Raw genomic sequence first — 15,225 nt, 5'->3', positions numbered from 1 at the left:
CGGCTCATTTTTTCTTTACTGATCAATTTTAGGTCTTGTGATTCATGAAAATCTTGGAAACGCCGCGCTTGATCCTGCGTCAGATGACGGTCGATGACGCCGCCTTCATGCTTGTCTTGCTTAACGATCCCTTGTGGTTACGCTTTATCGGGGATCGTGGTGTGCGTACGCTGGAGGAGGCGCGCAACTATATTTTGCTGGGGGCGATGGCAAACTATGCGCGACTTGGTTATGGTTTTTATTTGGTGGAGTTGAAAGAAACAGGTATCGCCATTGGCATGTGCGGTTTGGCTAAGCGCGATTATCTTGAGCATGCCGATATCGGTTTCGCCTTTCTGCCCGAGTACGGTGGGCAGGGGTATGCCATAGAAGCAGCGATGGCGACGCTCGATTATGCGCAGCATCAATTGCATCTGCCGAGGGTATTGGCAACGACGCGTCTTGATAATGATCGTTCATCTGCGCTGTTAGAAAAATCTGGTATGTATTTAGAAAAAATAATGATGCATCCTGATGGCAACAGAGAATTGAAATTGTATGCAATCGATTTTGATTAATTGACTGGGTGAAGACCGGATTGATTTCATTCAATGCCTGAGTCCGAAACTTAGCCATCAATTTATTTTCCAAGCTATTCAATAAGTTATTAACTACTCATGCGCACTTTTCTCCTCCATCCTTCTCTTCATGGCGCATTGAGTTTCGCAGTGTTTCTTGCCGTGGCGGCGATCAGCTCCGACATGAACGCAGGCTTTTGGTGCACTTTTTTTCTTAGCGCGCTGTCTGCTTGGTTTCGGCCTTGCTATTTCCAATTTGTGTTTGGTGCATTACTCGCTTTGCTACTGTCAGGACTGGTGAGTTTTCTCTTGATAGATGGAAGCTCTGCGTTGACGATGTTACCGTTGATTGCGGTCGTATTTGCATCCGCTTGTTTGTGCGGTTTTGTGGGTGTGCGATTCGTGCGTTGGGCTTTTGGACGATTTCTATAAAGTTTGTACGGTTGCCCTGCACGAGAAGTCGGCTCTTTCGATTCGAATAAAAATTTTTGAAACGGGTGCTTAAGTCGTAATTGCTAGGACGCTGCTGACTGCACATTTTTTTGATCGAGAAAATTTTATGCAAACACGTTTACTGTGCCGCTTACCGCAGCTATCTGATTTGGATCTTGTGCATGATCTCTATATTGATCCACGTACCGCTGCACTGAGTCCGCTCGCTGTCCCGACTTCACTCGATGATACGCGAGCGATGTTGCATGAATGGATGGCTCATTGGCAGGCGCATGATTTTGGTCCGTGGATGATTGCATTGCGCGATGCTCCCGAACTGTTGATCGGTTGTGGTGGGGTCAGCATGCGTGACTTTTCCGGCGAATGTTTGCCTAATCTTTGGTATCGCTTTACACCCGCCGCGTGGGGCAATGGCTATGCGACTGAATTTGCCAGTGCCGCCATCACCCATTTTCGAGAGCTACATCGTTTTAAAGATTTACACGCCTTAGTATTGGCGAGAAATGTCGCATCCATCCGCGTGTTGGAAAAACTTGGCTTGCACGCGCATGGCGAGTTGCCGGGTAAAGACGGCGCGGATCCCAGTTTGCGTTATCGCTTGGTACTGTGATGCTTTATTACTTTGACGCGGATTTTTACAGCCTTATCTCATCGATGTCAGCAATTGATTGAGCTGCTCGATTTGCGTGTCATCGATGCCACGGGTCAGATTTTCCGTACCATGATTCAGACTGGCCAGCGCATCTCGCAGTAGCTCGATACCAGTATCCGAAAGCTTGACCAAGCTGACTCTCGCATCGCGGGGATTTTGCTCTTTCTCGATCAAGTGAATTTTCTCCATCGGCAACAACAAGCGCGTGACACCTGACGCGGTAAGGCTGACACAATCTGCTAAATCTACTCTGCGCAAAGTGTAGTTGGGTGCCTGGTATAAGTGATGCATGACTAAGAATTCGGTAAAGCTGATGCCATGTGCGCTGAGTTGGGCGTCGATTTTTCTCAGCATTTGGGCCTGTACGGATGCCAGATTCATAAGAAGTTGCAAAGCTGGGGAAATTGTTGAAGTTGTGTCGTTCACATTGCACCTATAAGTAAAGTTAAGCAGTGTTTGAATGGTGATTGATTTATGCTTGAATTGTCAAGTATGTTCGCTGGCTGATGTGTTGCGATGTGTAGTGCTATTCTTTTTTTACGTTATTTTTGGTGCTGACATTGATGTAGCCAAACTCGCTAGTCTTGCTAGTGTTTGTATTTTGCCGTCAACATTGAGCAGTCAACCATAGTGTGATTTCAAACGTTTATTTAAAGATTCGCATATGTTCGCAGCTGTTGTTCGAAACTTTTTTCCAAATGACTCGCATCTCGCCCCAAACATCAGAATATCTCTGACGATCTCCTTTCTTTTTGAGTTGCTCTATGAAACGACATCTTCCCGTAGCGCTACTTAGCGTTCTCATAGCTGGATTTGGTATATCCAACGCAGCGCAGGCACTTGCTTTCCGTTGTAATACCTATGTGATTGATGTCGGCATGCATAAAGCGGAGATCATACAAAAATGCGGCAATCCCATGACCCGCGATCAGCGCATCGAACGTCGGAGACTTGGTGTCCGTCAAAGTAACTCAAACCTCCAACCCGCACCTGCGACACCACCTCAAGTGACGCGCAACGGTGTTGACTACGAACGTGAAGTTGAGATCCAGATTGAAGAATGGGTCTATAACTTTGGTCCGCAACGCTTCATGCAATTGCTGGTTTTTGAAGATGGACGCTTGAAGTCGATACAAGATTTGAGCTATGGTCAATAGGTTTGACATACCTAAATTTATTCCAACCTAAGTTTCAGCAATAGTGCCTTGCGGATGACATCCGTCGACTATGACTTGAAGCTGTCATTTTTCCCCATTAATCTCTCTACTGCAGCAGCGCTGCACCGCGTTTGGTTGCGACCGACCTTCATCCGAATAGTCTGAATGTTTAGTGTCGGGATTTAATATAACGAGCGATTTGGGCCAAGCCACGTTTACTATTGCGGGCTTTAGGAAAAAATGAACATGCAGCACATTTTTCGTAGAAGTTCTGAGATCGTATCTCGATTGTTAGTTGGCTTTTCTGCACTCGCTTGGGCGAGTTTGGCGCAGGCCGGACGTCCCATGATCGTCGATGACGCAGGAATCGTGGCATACCAATCCTGCCAAATAGAATCTTGGCGTCAAAAAAATTATCGTGGTTTTGAATACTGGGCGGTGCCAGCATGCAATTTTACGGGAAATCTTGAATTAGCATTCGGCGGTGCAGTAGTCTACGACGACATCAGAACCAATAAGCGAGCACAGATACAAGCGAAGACTGTGTTTAAGCCTCTGGACATTAACGGTTGGGGTGCAGGACTTGTGATAGGCAATCAGTTTGACCCTCATCAAACCTTTAATGGGGATCTGTATGCACGGGTGCCTGTCAGTTGGTCATTCAGTGATGACAGAGTACTCGTCCATACTAATGTGGGCTGGGTGAGGACAGCAACATTCAAACAAAATGCCGCGTCTTGGGGCATAGGAACTGAATTGAAATGGACAGAAAAGACTGCATTAAGCGCGGAAGTTTTTGGTCAACAGTATGGTAAATCCGAATTTCAATTTGGTATCCGGCACGCTCTAATCGCGGATCGCCTGCAGCTCAGCGCGAGCTATGGAAATCGCACGGGGCAAGGCCAGAATGCGCGTTTTGTATCTATTGGAATCACGTTGCAGTCGGACTCCATCCTTCCATAATCAGAAAACGATAGAAGCGATAAACATTGATACGTTGATGCTGCTATAACTACTCAGCGAACTAGCGCGAGATCGATGCAGCGGGCATACGCGCATCGATCCCTCAAGGCTCTTCAATGTGCCAAGCTTAAATCTGCACGCGCGTTCCGAGTTCAATTACACAATTATTCGGCAAGTGAAAGAAGTCAACCACGCTGCGTGAGTTGCGTGACATTAAGGCGAACAATAGTTCACGCCAATGTGCCATGCCCGTACCTCTGGTGGGCACCACAATTTCACGGCTAAGAAAATACGAGGTCTCGAATAAATTGATAGGCAGACCATGTTGCTCACAGAGTTCTAAGGCTTTCGGCAAATCGGGTTCGTTTTTAAAACCGTAATTTACTTTGACCTTCCAAAACCCTGGCACCAACTCTTCGACCTGTACTCGCTCTTTGTCTTCTATCCATGGCACGTCATGAAAGATTACCGTCAAAATCAAATTGCGTTCATGCAGCACCTGATTGTGTTTGAGATTATGCATCAACGCTTGTGGCACCGTATCAGGATTGGCAACCGCATAGATGGCCGTACGGGCGGCGCGATGCATATTGTCTGCGGATAAGGCGGTGATGAAAGGTAGCAGTTCAGGATCATCTTGTTGTATGTGCGTAATCAGTAATTCGCGACCACGACGCCAAGTTGCCATGACGGTGAAGATCAGCGCACCTAAAATCAATGGGAACCAACCGCCATCGATGATTTTTAAGGAACAAGAAATCACCAGCAAGGTATCCAAAGCGAGGAATACGCCAGTCGCTACCAATGCCAGCGGCAAAGGATAGCGCCAACCGTGTCTGACCACAAAGAAGGTCAATAAAGTGGTGATCAACATCGTCACTGTGACCGCAATGCCGTAAGCGCCTGCCATCGCGGAGGAACTGCCAAAGCCAAGCACCGTTAACAACACTCCTGCTAATAAAATCCAGTTCACGCTAGGAATATAAATCTGACCGATTTCTTTGACGGAAGTGAAGTGCACTCGCATACGAGGCAAGAGGCCAAGTTGCATCGCTTGTTTGGTCATCGAATATGCACCAGAGATCACGGCTTGTGATGCAATCACGGTCGCCAGGGTGGCTAAGATGACCGCGGGAACCAATAACTGATCAGGGAATAATTGGAAGAAAGGATTGTCGATAGCACTCGCATCATGCATCAGTAGTGCTCCTTGCCCCATATAATTTAAAGCCAGTGCGGGCAAGACTAAACCAGTCCACGCCAGACGTATCGGTTTTTTACCGAAGTGCCCCATGTCTGCATACAGCGCTTCGGCACCGGTAAATGCCAATACCACAGAGCCAACGACGATGAACACATGTGCACCCTGCGCCCACAAAAATGCAATTGCGTGCACAGGATTTAAAGCCAATAGAATCGCTGGTTCTTGCGCAATTTGATGAATGCCAACAATCGCCAATGCGCCGAACCATAGTACGATAATTGGTCCAAATAATTTGCCGACAACCGAAGTGCCATAGCGTTGCATCGCAAATAGTGCTAGCAAAACGCTGGCTGAAATCGGTAACACATAGGGTTTGAATTGCGGTGAGATTACCTCTAAACCTTCCACCGCACTAAGTACTGAAATCGCGGGCGTAATCACGCTATCGCCGTAAAATAAAGCAGCTCCCAACACGCCGATTAAGAGCAAGGCAACTCGACGACCATGGGTGCTACCCGCCGCTTTACTCGCTAATGCGGTTAAGGCCATGATCCCACCTTCACCGCGATTATCTGCACGTAAAATCAGGGTGACATATTTGAGCGTCACAACCGTCATTAAGCCCCAAAATATCACGGATACCACCCCGATAATATGTTGCGCATCCAGCGGCACGCCAGTGTGCGGGCTAAAAATTTCTTTCATTGTATATAGCGGACTGGTGCCGATATCACCATAGACAACCCCGAGAGCACCTAAGGTCAGTGCCGCTACACTTTCGCGTTGGGGGTGATCATTTTCAAATGTTGAACTCATAAAAACCTGACAAAAATTGAACAGGTGCTTATTGTCTTTGGCGTGGTGTTAGGAAGGCATAAGGATCTTAATTGTCATTGGAATTGTCGTCGACAATCGCGAGTCGATAGCTGACCCCGGTTTCTGTCAATAGGTAGTGTGGCTCGGCGGGATGATCTTCTATTTTGGCTCTGAGACCAAGTTCGCGCTTGATGCTTCACCAACGGTAAGCAGTGGCGCAAGCGTGACCGTTGCTTACAATCGGGAGGAAGCGGTCTGGATGCCCTTGCCACCTAATCAGTATATAGATCTAAGCAAAACGGAATTAGAACCAGCAGCTTGCGTTACCAACGACGGTCCGAAATTTGAAGGAACAGATGTTGCGGGGAAAAAGGATATCTATTCGGCACTCGCCAGCTTCGGCGCTAAGTTTGCAGGTGAGGCTGACACAAATGGTATTTTGCAATTCCGCTGCCTGCTTTTAGCCAGACTTATGCACGATTAATCGAAATGCCACCATCAACTAAAAGTGCTGTACCCGTCGTAAATGAGGATGCATCTGACGCCAGATAGAGCGCTGATTTGGCTATTTCATCTGGGTTGGCTAAGCGCTTTAATCCATGTAAATTTTCAATTGCGCTTCGTGCTTCCGGCGTGGCCGTAATACTGGCACCCATTGGTGTGTCGGTGCCACCGGGTAGTAAGGCGTTGACGCGTACGCCACGAGTGCCAAACTCGATTGCCAGTGCTTGAGTAAGGCCGATGAGTCCTGCTTTACTGGCAGCGTAGGCCGCCATACCAGGAAAACCTACCGTGTACCCAACAAAACTTGAAGTGAAAATCAAAGAGCCAGCACCACGGGCAAGCATGGCGGGTAATTGATATTTTGCACCAAGAAATGCGCTGCTCAAATTGGTTTGCAAAGTGAACTCCCAGTCTGCCAGCGTGAGCTCAGGTGTCGCTCCCATGCGACCTAAGATTCCCGCATTATTGAAGGCAATATCGAGACCACCAAATTCGCCTAGCGCCAGATTAACCAGTGCCTCACTGTATTCTTCATCTCTGACATCACCTGCCTGCGCGATTGCTTGTCCACCGCTAGCATGAATTTCTTGAACAAGTTGATTAAGCTTGGTGCTATCTCTGCCTGCCAGTACAAGTTGTGCACCTTGATTGGCAAATAATTTGGCGGTAGCGTAGCCGATACCAGAGCTGGCACCAGTGATCAATGCGATTTTTCCTGTAAGTGTAGTCATGGATTATCCTGTGTTTGTTTAGAAGAGAGGTCACAGGGTAAAGCGCAAGGCTCAAGCTTGTCCGGCTGTTTTCGGACTAGATAGCGGGAATGTTCTATTTAGTTTTAGATGTGAAAATGCGAACCATTTTAGGTGTGTTAGGGAAATTTTATTGTCTAGAGGGGGACTTCTGCGATTTACAGTGATTCAAGCATGCTGCAGCCATTGAAATGCTGCGGTGGGAATGTACTTGATGAAGGTCGGGACTGGTCCTGACCTTCACACAAGTGGAACCTTAGGCTTAGAAAGTATATTTCGCCACTAAATTAATCTGCCTTCCAAGAGGAGAGGCCAAGCGAGAATTAAAGCCTCGTGAATCGCCAAGGGTGGAAATTGAAAATAGCGGATCGGTGTTGAGTAAATTTTTGACCCCCACACTGACGCTCAAATTTTTGTTAATTACCGCCCTAGTTTGCCAATTGAAAATCGTCGCGCGCCCTACATCGCTTTTGTAATCGATGGCAGGGCCATAGGTGCCATTGGGTAATACTTCCAGAACCATTTTGTCTGCGGCTGTATATGAACGATCATGGTAGCCCGCAGTATTTTTCATCGAAAACATATGTGACCAGACGTTAGAAACATAGAGCGTTGCAGTTAGCATGCTACTCCATCTTAGTAGTCCTGATCCACCATTGTCGGCATTGGCGATTTGACCAATTGGAGTTTTTCCAGGGTATTGGTATTCATTGTTCATGGCGTAGGTGCCAGTCCAAGCAAGTTTGAGAGCACCAAAAGCCGTCTTTGTTTTGAATGAATGATCCCAATCTATCCCTTGCATCAGTGAGCTATAGCGATTAGTACTAACTAACTGAGCCGCAATCAAGGTCTTGTTTTCATCTGTGTCAAACCAAGATCTAAATAAGTCTTGGTAATCTTGTGGGCGGGTAAAGACATCAGTTGAGCTCAAGGTCAAGATTTGGTCGCGAATTTTCATTTTGTACCAATCAAAGCCTATCGAAAACATATCGTTAGGTTCGTAGCGAAATCCAGCAGTGAACTGGCGAGCGCGTTCTGCTTTTAAACCATTAGGGCCTGCACTGGAATTTCCCCCATAAAAGACACCGTAAGAAGCATTGCCTGGTTCACAGTATTGGAGTAAGGGGCCTTTAGTTATTGGGCAAGGATACTCCGCTGAAGTGGTGCCACTATAGTCCAGTTTATCTGTTATATCGTAAAGAGACGGTGCAGTAAATGAAGAGCCTATCGATGCTCTTAAGAGTAAATTCGAGATTGGGCGAAAGGCGGTAGAGAGTTTATATGTGATGCCAGAATAAGATTTGCCTACATCAGCAGGAGCGAGGGGATTACCGTCAGGATCGTATACTTTATTCGAGTGAATTTTATCTGCATGATCAAAACGGAAAGCCCCCGATACTTCCCAATCTTTTCTGACGGGCATAAACAATTCGGAGAAGAATGCATAAGTTTTGCGTTTGGCATCGGTTGGAAGTAGTCCCTGGTCTCCACCCAAAATAGTTTCCGTATAATTTGGTTGAATAGTGTTTCGTCCCATTCCTAGTGCTGTAGGAGTGTAGACAAAACTCCTTGTGTAATGTTCACCGCCGACGCTAATCATGGCGGCACCACCGGGCAAATCAAACAGCGGGCGAGAGGCACGTGCATTGAAGATGGAGTTGGTGCCACGATTACGATACCATTCCTCTCGAATTACAGCTGATGACATGGCTGATTTGGAGTCGGCATTAGGAACAGCAAACGGATCGAATTTGCCCTCGTCGATTAGGGCATTGTATTTAGAGCCGTAAAGAAAGCCAGTTTTCCAATTGTTGATGCGTAGACTTTGAGATATTGTGTACGACGCATCATAATCCCAACCCTTTAAATTACCTTGAAAGCCTAAGGCAAGGTGGCGAGCATTAGCCTCAGTTTCAACGCCACGACGGCCAGCATCCATTAAGCGATAGGTATAAGTTGCTCGTGTGACATTCGTCGGATTAATGTTATATTTTTGCAAGTTTGGTAAAACATATTTATTATATAAAGGACTTCCTAGCGTTAGCGTTCTGGAACCCGCTGGCGGCGCATACTCGGGGGTCTGGACGTTTTTGGAAATCCATGCATCGACATAAAAATTCAGATTCTCTGCTAGATCAAAGTTCATTGTTGAGAAGATTTTGTGTTCTTTCTCAGGGCCTTGAAGCTGGACTACGTGTGCGAAGTCAAAACGACATAAATCACCGACTGCCACATGGCCATCGACAGGGCAGCTACCAGTGGAAAGTAGTACTGGGTTAAAGCTGGTGACTTTTTTGTCTTTGGTGGTGATATTTAAATTTGCAGGGGAAGAATTGACGTTGGATTCGACGATGGCATACGGTTTACCATTAACGCTTAATGGATGGATACCAGTGTTACTAAATTTTCTGTCTTTTGCATCTAAAGCGCTAGTGTCGTTGGCGGAAATTCCAAGAATGATATTGTATTTGTCGGTGGCAATGTCACCGAAGCCAAAGGTCGCACTCATGCGTTTGGTCGTTCCTGGCACCCCCTGTGTTGGTCGATTGATATTCGCCTCGATGGTTTTGAAAGTGGCATTTTTCTTGAGAATGAAATTAATCACCCCTCCTACGGCATCTGAACCATAGATGGCCGATGCACCATCAGTAAGAATTTCGACCCTTTCAATTGCACTGAGCGGAATCGCATTTAAATCGCTAGAGTTACCACCGCCGCCAAAAGCTGCCATACGGCGACCGTTGACTAAGGTGAGGGTATAGTTACTCCCTATGCCATGTAAGTTCGCGTTTTGAATACCGTTACCTTGTCCTGAAGCACCAACGCCTGCACTTTTAGTCCAGACGTCTTGCATGATGGGCATGGATTGTAATAATTCCGGCATTGATGTTGCACCACTGCGTTCTATCATTTCGGCAGTAATGGTTTGAATCGGTAGCGCACCTTCGGATGCGATACGTTTGATACTGGAACCGGTGACTTCTACTTTTTGTGTGGGGACATTATCTTGTGCTTGGACGACACCCACTACTGCAATATTACTAAATGTCAGGGTGATTGCTTGAAGCAAAATTTTCTTCTTTAATTTATTCTTTCTAGTCAGCATGGTTTATTCCTTTTGGAAGTTTTCTTTGTTGTGCCCAAGCGTTTCATGACTAAGATTTGCTTTATGCCGCAGAAGTCTCTTAAGTTGTTAGCTTGGTTTTTATACGGATATCGAGCAGTTATAACTTGCAGGTTTTGGTAAAACGGGAAGTTACTTGCAGGCGATAAAAGTACGATTCGATGTAATTATTTTTACAAATACATTGATCGTACTCGCAACATATATTCTTAATATGTTGCATCTGTACCTTTAGAATTTTTATTGACTTGTAACTCATTGTCGATTCAAATATTTTTTGAATATCAGGGAACTTTCTGCTTCCAATTGTAAAAAATATTTTTTTTGATCAAAGTCAGATGACTAAGATAGAGAAATACTTCGCACATAAAGTTAATATTAATGCAATTTAAATTCTAAATGGAAATTTAGCAAATGAAATGATCAAAAGAAAACTTATTTTCCAAATTTTCACTTGATCTTGTGCCTATTTTTATTACTTAAAACGGTGTAGTACTTATCGACGTTTTTTGGTTGGAATATTTCACGGAGCATTAAATGCGTATTCTCATTAACTTTTTATATAGGATAGTTAAGTAAAATTTGTTGTAAGTTTGCACTTGGCGTTATGTGAATTGCCTCAACTGTTGATGTCGCCTGCAACCGCCCCAAATCCCCAGTCCTTAAGCCAAACTACCTTCGTTATTTTTGATCGGGGTAGTGCTTACTTCCCATATGAAAATTTATCGCAGCATTTTGATGTGCGCCTTGAGCCTCGGACTCTTACTCCTACTCTTACTTGCACCCGATATGGCACAAACACTTGCTTTTCGTTGTAACTCTTACGTGATCGATGTCGGCATGCATAAAGTGGAGGTAATGAAAAAGTGCGGTCACCCGACGACGCGCGATCAGCACGTGGAGCGACGTCGAATTGGGGTGCGTCAATCGAATGGCAATCAAGTCTCACCGTCAGTCCCAACACATGGCAATCGCCATTCTGTGGAATACGAGCGCGAGATTGAAATCCAAGTTGAGGAGTGGGCATACTGTCTTGAGATAGTGCTGTGATGAATGGCAATAATTGAGGATCATCTTGTTGGATGTGAGTGATCAGCAGCTCACGGCCACGACGCCAGATTGCCATGATGGTGAAGATGGTGGCACCTAGTACCAAAGGAAATCAACCGCCTTCAATGATTTTGAAGGAACATGACACGACCAATAAAGCATCCAAAGTCATAATCCGCATACAGCGCCTCAGCGCCAGTGAACGCCAGAACCACCGCACCGACGACGATAAAGACAAGTGCGTCCTGTGCCCATAAAAATTCGATTGCATATAATGGATTAAGGGCGGCAAGAATGGCGGGCTGCTGTACGATTTGCAGTATGCCAAACACCGACAGTGTCGCAAACCACAGCACAATCACGGGCCCAAATAATTTATCCACCAATTGTCTTGTGTGTCTTGATTATTGGAAACCTGGCTCGTAAAAACCTGACATAAATTGAACAGGCTACGATTACCTTTGTTTCGGTGTTAGGAAGGCATAAGGATATTAGTCCATGATTGCCAGCCGATAACCAACCCCGGTTTCTGTCAGTAAGTAGCGTGGTTCGGCGGGATGATCTTCTATCTTGGCTCTGAGTTGCGTCATATACAGACGTAGGTAATGCGTGTGCTCAACATATTCTGGCCCCCATACGTCGCTAAGCAATTGGCGGTGTGTGACTAGATAGCCAGCACTGCGTACTAATCGAGCCAGTAGATTAAATTCGGTTGGTGTTAGATGGACGATTTGTCCACGCAAAGTCACAGTATGTTTGGCCAAATCGATATGGAGATCCTGTTGCATATACTCCGTGACAGCGGCGGCCAGACGCGTACCGCGATGGCGTAGGGCGACGCGCATGCGCGCTAAGAGTTCCGGTACGCTGAATGGCTTAGTGAGAAAATCATCCGCACCGGCATCGAGCAGGCGAATTTTTTGTGCTTCTTGATGGCGTGCAGAGATGATCAAAATGGGTAAATTGTGCTGTGCCCGTAACATTCGTACCAACTGTTCGCCATCTCCATCAGGTAGTCCTAAGTCGAGCAAAAGTACGTCTGGCAAAGCATGTTGTAACATGGCGCTCGCTTCACTGATCGAGGTGGCGGTCTGCACTTCGAAGCCTTCTACACTCAGGCTGGCACGTATCAGTGAGCGGATTTCTTTATCGTCTTCGACAATGAGTACACGTATCGTCATGAGATGGTTAACGCAAGTTCTGGATTGAAAGGGGGCAGTTCAGGGATAGGTAACGTGAGTAAAAAACAGCAGCCGCCACCGCTTCTATTTTTGACGATCAATTTGCCATCGTGTGCTTTGGCAATCGCACGGCATACCGCTAAACCTAAACCCACGCTACGTTGATTGGATTGATCGTGGTGCGCTAATCGTGAGTAGGCGACAAAGATACTGTCATGCTCGGCATCAGGAATGCCGGGGCCGCGATCTTTGATTGTAACTTGTAATAATGCTGGGTGCGTTTCGCGTTGGATGGAGACTTCCAGTCCCACCTGCTCATCGCTATATTTCAAGGCATTGTCCACTAAGTTACTGAGTAGCTGAGCAATTAGTACCGGGTCGAGACGGAGTAACGGTAAGTTTTTTGCTACTGTCGCCTGAATACGTACTTCATTGCTGCCTTGCTTGATTCTGGCTAACACAGCACCGACGATTTCTTCTATCGATTCCCAATCACGCCGCAAACTACTTTCGGTATGCGTCAGGCGCACTAGTTGCAGAGTGTTTTCAGTAACGCTGGTCAGATAATTGGCTTCGTCCACAATATTTTGTAGCAAGCGGTCTTGTTGATCTGGAGTGAGTTTTTCGCGCTGGCTTTGTAGCGAACTTGCGGCACCGACCATGACCGCCAGAGGCGTGCGTAAATCATGTGAAATAGCGGAGAGAAAGGTGCTTTGAAGTTGCTGTTTTTGTGCTTCGTTTTGCGCTGTTTGCATATTCACGTTGAGCTGTAATCGCTCGAATGCTTGTGCTAATAAAGAGCAAATCGCCTTTGCGTGTTCCAGTCCATCGCTGTCGTCACGCGGTGCTGCTTGAATTAAGACTGCGCCAATAATTTGACCCGCCTTTCCTATAGGAATGTACCAGTCATCCAGCTCGCCCCAACGCAGGCTCCCCGCACCAAGAATTTGCGCTTCTTTCATGCAGTATCGCAAGCCATCGATCTGTTGTTGTGATACTGCGCCAGGAATTTTACTGTTGAAATCGTCATCTGCTAATACTAACAAGCTTCGATCGTGAAATGCGTTGCCAAATCCTTGTTGGCCAAGCTGACAAATGTCCGCAACACTTTCTGTGACTGCTAATCGTATCGCTAGCTCCTGTAATTGACGGGCGCGTTGTTCATTTAAGTGGGCAAGTACGGTTTCTTGTTTTAGACGAGTGGTTAATTGATTGATGCTCAAAGCCACAATCAACATCGTCCCCAGCGCAATCAAATGCTCAGACTGCTCGACATGAAAAGTCCAGGTGGGTGGTACAAAAAAGAAATTCAGCAGCAAAACCGAAAGGACTGCGCCGACGATGGACTGCAGTCTGTCCAATTGGTAGGCAGCGATAGTCATGACCAATACAAACACCATCGCCTGGCTGGTGAAGCTGACATAAGGGCTAAGAAAAAACGATAGCAGCGTTGCCATTGATAGCAACAAGAGCAGGCCTAGCCATGCCCGCACGCGCAGAAAAATTTGAGTAAAAGTGATCGCCATACGAAAGCCTAACATAGGGCACATTAGAAAAGCGTTAGGAATACTCGCAATTTTTTGCACTTTGTTTGCACCTAGCACCTGTGAATGGAAAATTTCTGGGTAAGACTTCTGTCGTGGCGATGTTGAGTAAGAGATTCTAAGTTTTTAGAGTTCATCATCGATCACTTGACGTGCTGAATGATTTGCCACACAGATGCACCTAGGTAGGCCGCTACATAACGCATCTGTGTGGCAGAATTCAGAGGTACATCTAATGGCATTCATAGCCAGCCAGATTTCCGGAAGCGATAGTAAAGATAGGCACAAACGCTAGTCATCGTGCCGAGCGCTACAGGATAGCCGTATTCCCATTTTAACTCCGGCATATGTTCAAAATTCATACCCCAAATTCCAGCGAAGGCTGTTGCGACTGCGAAGATCGCCGCCCAAGCCGCAAGCCGTTTATTGACTTCACTTTCATCGATATTCACTAGCGACAGGCTCACTTGAATAGCAGTGCTAATGGTGTCACGGATCGACTCTATAGAAGTGTTAATACGATACAAATGATCATGGACATCCCTAAAATATTCTTGCGTGCCGACACAGATCGGTGGCACTCGTCCACCATCAAGCTTGCTGACCGCTTCTAACAGCGGCGCTACCGCATGTTTCAACATCATGACCTTGCGTTTAAGTTGATACAACTGTTCCACATTTAAACGTTGAGAACCTTGCATGAAGATATGTTCTTCTATGGTTTCCAGTTCGGATTCTAAGGCATCAACCACCGGGAAATAGCGATCTACTACGGCATCCATTAAGGCATACAGAACAAAGGCCGAACCTTTCATCAAATGATGCGGCTCACGTTCGCAACGGGCACGCACGCCTAGGAAACCTTGTTGGCAACGATTGCGGGTAGAGAGCACATAATTCTCACCGACAAAGACATCTACTTCACCGACAGATAGCTCACCATCAATGATCTCGACGGTTTGCATCACAGCGAACAGTGAGTCGCCATACTCTTCGATTTTGGGCCGTTGATGGCCTTTCATCGCGTCTTCCACCGCTAATTCGTGTAGACCAAATTCGTCTTGCATCTGCGTGAGTTCTTCGGTTTCTGCATCTTTTAAGGCTACCCAGACAAAACAATCACTGCGCTTGACGTATTCACTGATATCTTCCACCAAAATGTCAGCCAGTTTTTTGCCTTCCTGATAGGCGACACAATTAATTAGCATGGAGCGTTCTTTCGATTCTTGATAGTGGAAGTGTAAATTATTGAATGATCAACAGACTGATTG

Annotated in this window: 15 protein-coding genes; 7 read left to right on the top strand and 8 right to left on the bottom strand. The window is 46.3% G+C overall.

Features of this window, described 5'->3' with window-relative positions; translation table 11 throughout:
• The first annotated feature begins 44 nt into the window (after window positions 1-44).
• The 3 genes from H8K55_RS05310 to H8K55_RS05300 all read left to right on the top strand — a co-directional run bounded on the left by H8K55_RS05310 (window position 45) and on the right by H8K55_RS05300 (window position 1,620).
• Window positions 45-557 (top strand): GNAT family N-acetyltransferase, encoded by a 513-nt coding sequence (locus H8K55_RS05310; RefSeq protein WP_186941041.1) that lies wholly within the window; start codon window positions 45-47, stop codon window positions 555-557.
• Between the two features lie 99 nt (window positions 558-656).
• Window positions 657-989 (top strand): hypothetical protein, encoded by a 333-nt coding sequence (locus tag H8K55_RS05305; RefSeq protein WP_186941040.1) that lies wholly within the window; start codon window positions 657-659, stop codon window positions 987-989.
• A gap of 127 nt (window positions 990-1,116) precedes the next feature.
• Window positions 1,117-1,620, top strand: a complete 504-nt coding sequence (locus tag H8K55_RS05300; protein WP_186941039.1) for a GNAT family N-acetyltransferase — start codon at window positions 1,117-1,119, stop codon at window positions 1,618-1,620.
• A gap of 33 nt (window positions 1,621-1,653) precedes the next feature.
• Here H8K55_RS05300 and H8K55_RS05295 read toward each other — a convergent pair whose 3' ends face one another.
• On the bottom strand, window positions 1,654-2,043 hold the full coding sequence (locus H8K55_RS05295; RefSeq protein WP_186941038.1) for a MarR family winged helix-turn-helix transcriptional regulator: 390 nt from the start codon (window positions 2,041-2,043) through the stop codon (window positions 1,654-1,656).
• Window positions 2,044-2,426: 383 nt separating this feature from the next.
• Between H8K55_RS05295 and H8K55_RS05290 the strand changes: the two genes are divergently transcribed.
• Both H8K55_RS05290 and H8K55_RS05285 read left to right on the top strand, forming a co-directional pair.
• Window positions 2,427-2,819: a DUF2845 domain-containing protein gene (locus H8K55_RS05290; protein ID WP_186941037.1), complete on the top strand. Its 393-nt coding sequence runs from the start codon at window positions 2,427-2,429 to the stop codon at window positions 2,817-2,819.
• Window positions 2,820-3,065: 246 nt separating this feature from the next.
• Window positions 3,066-3,782 carry a hypothetical protein gene (locus H8K55_RS05285; RefSeq protein WP_230408490.1) on the top strand — a complete coding sequence of 239 codons (717 nt, stop codon included), beginning with the start codon at window positions 3,066-3,068 and terminating at the stop codon, window positions 3,780-3,782.
• Between the two features lie 127 nt (window positions 3,783-3,909).
• Here the strand turns inward: H8K55_RS05285 and H8K55_RS05280 are convergent, their stop codons facing one another.
• Complete coding sequence (locus H8K55_RS05280) at window positions 3,910-5,802, bottom strand: potassium transporter Kup (protein WP_186941036.1); 1,893 nt, start codon at window positions 5,800-5,802, stop codon at window positions 3,910-3,912.
• A 151-nt stretch (window positions 5,803-5,953) separates the two neighbouring features.
• On the opposite strand from H8K55_RS05280, the gene H8K55_RS05275 reads away from it, so the two are divergent.
• A complete protein-coding gene (locus H8K55_RS05275) occupies window positions 5,954-6,286 on the top strand; it encodes a hypothetical protein (RefSeq protein ID WP_186941035.1) in 333 nt (110 codons plus the stop codon).
• Here the strand turns inward: H8K55_RS05275 and H8K55_RS05270 are convergent.
• Window positions 6,273-7,037: an SDR family oxidoreductase gene (locus tag H8K55_RS05270; RefSeq protein ID WP_186941034.1), complete on the bottom strand. Its 765-nt coding sequence runs from the start codon at window positions 7,035-7,037 to the stop codon at window positions 6,273-6,275. The genes H8K55_RS05275 and H8K55_RS05270 overlap by 14 nt on opposite strands.
• A gap of 280 nt (window positions 7,038-7,317) precedes the next feature.
• On the bottom strand, window positions 7,318-10,161 hold the full coding sequence (locus H8K55_RS05265) for a TonB-dependent receptor domain-containing protein (protein ID WP_186941033.1): 2,844 nt from the start codon (window positions 10,159-10,161) through the stop codon (window positions 7,318-7,320).
• A gap of 732 nt (window positions 10,162-10,893) precedes the next feature.
• Between H8K55_RS05265 and H8K55_RS21560 the strand changes: the two genes are divergently transcribed.
• Entirely contained in the window at window positions 10,894-11,229 is a 336-nt protein-coding gene (locus H8K55_RS21560) for a DUF2845 domain-containing protein (RefSeq protein ID WP_222612372.1), read from the top strand.
• 122 nt (window positions 11,230-11,351) lie between these two features.
• On the opposite strand, the gene H8K55_RS21555 is transcribed toward H8K55_RS21560, so the two are convergent.
• The 4 genes from H8K55_RS21555 to corA form a co-directional block, all read right to left on the bottom strand.
• Window positions 11,352-11,612 carry a KUP/HAK/KT family potassium transporter gene (locus H8K55_RS21555; RefSeq protein WP_329604998.1) on the bottom strand — a complete coding sequence of 87 codons (261 nt, stop codon included), beginning with the start codon at window positions 11,610-11,612 and terminating at the stop codon, window positions 11,352-11,354.
• Window positions 11,613-11,720: 108 nt separating this feature from the next.
• Window positions 11,721-12,410 (bottom strand): response regulator, encoded by a 690-nt coding sequence (locus H8K55_RS05255; RefSeq protein ID WP_186941032.1) that lies wholly within the window; start codon window positions 12,408-12,410, stop codon window positions 11,721-11,723.
• A complete protein-coding gene (locus H8K55_RS05250) occupies window positions 12,407-13,936 on the bottom strand; it encodes an ATP-binding protein (RefSeq protein WP_186941031.1) in 1,530 nt (509 codons plus the stop codon). Before H8K55_RS05250 ends, H8K55_RS05255 begins: the two co-directional genes overlap by 4 nt.
• Before the next feature lie 260 nt (window positions 13,937-14,196).
• Window positions 14,197-15,162, bottom strand: coding sequence for a magnesium/cobalt transporter CorA (corA, locus tag H8K55_RS05245; protein ID WP_186941030.1), 966 nt, complete (start codon window positions 15,160-15,162; stop codon window positions 14,197-14,199).
• Window positions 15,163-15,225: the final 63 nt, after the last annotated feature.

It is taken from the genome of Affinundibacterium flavidum, from assembly GCF_014284175.1.
In the GTDB taxonomy this organism is placed as follows: Bacteria; Pseudomonadota; Gammaproteobacteria; order Burkholderiales; family Burkholderiaceae_D; genus Undibacterium; species Undibacterium flavidum.
The sequence above is the reverse complement of the archived record's forward strand: the minus strand, read 5'-3'. Positions and strand labels throughout refer to the sequence as shown.

Coding starts and splice junctions, on each gene's coding strand:
- H8K55_RS05310 (WP_186941041.1), top strand. CDS start 45: ATGAAAATCTTGGAAACGCCGCGCTTGATCCTGCGTCAGATGACGGTC.
- H8K55_RS05270 (WP_186941034.1), bottom strand. CDS start 7,037: ATGACTACACTTACAGGAAAAATCGCATTGATCACTGGTGCCAGCTCT.
- H8K55_RS05255 (WP_186941032.1), bottom strand. CDS start 12,410: ATGACGATACGTGTACTCATTGTCGAAGACGATAAAGAAATCCGCTCA.
- H8K55_RS05295 (WP_186941038.1), bottom strand. CDS start 2,043: ATGAATCTGGCATCCGTACAGGCCCAAATGCTGAGAAAAATCGACGCC.
- H8K55_RS05300 (WP_186941039.1), top strand. CDS start 1,117: ATGCAAACACGTTTACTGTGCCGCTTACCGCAGCTATCTGATTTGGAT.
- H8K55_RS05285 (WP_230408490.1), top strand. CDS start 3,066: ATGCAGCACATTTTTCGTAGAAGTTCTGAGATCGTATCTCGATTGTTA.
- H8K55_RS05280 (WP_186941036.1), bottom strand. CDS start 5,802: ATGAGTTCAACATTTGAAAATGATCACCCCCAACGCGAAAGTGTAGCG.
- H8K55_RS21560 (WP_222612372.1), top strand. CDS start 10,894: ATGAAAATTTATCGCAGCATTTTGATGTGCGCCTTGAGCCTCGGACTC.
- H8K55_RS05265 (WP_186941033.1), bottom strand. CDS start 10,161: ATGCTGACTAGAAAGAATAAATTAAAGAAGAAAATTTTGCTTCAAGCA.
- H8K55_RS05275 (WP_186941035.1), top strand. CDS start 5,954: ATGATCTTCTATTTTGGCTCTGAGACCAAGTTCGCGCTTGATGCTTCA.
- corA (WP_186941030.1), bottom strand. CDS start 15,162: ATGCTAATTAATTGTGTCGCCTATCAGGAAGGCAAAAAACTGGCTGAC.
- H8K55_RS05290 (WP_186941037.1), top strand. CDS start 2,427: ATGAAACGACATCTTCCCGTAGCGCTACTTAGCGTTCTCATAGCTGGA.
- H8K55_RS05305 (WP_186941040.1), top strand. CDS start 657: ATGCGCACTTTTCTCCTCCATCCTTCTCTTCATGGCGCATTGAGTTTC.
- H8K55_RS05250 (WP_186941031.1), bottom strand. CDS start 13,936: ATGGCGATCACTTTTACTCAAATTTTTCTGCGCGTGCGGGCATGGCTA.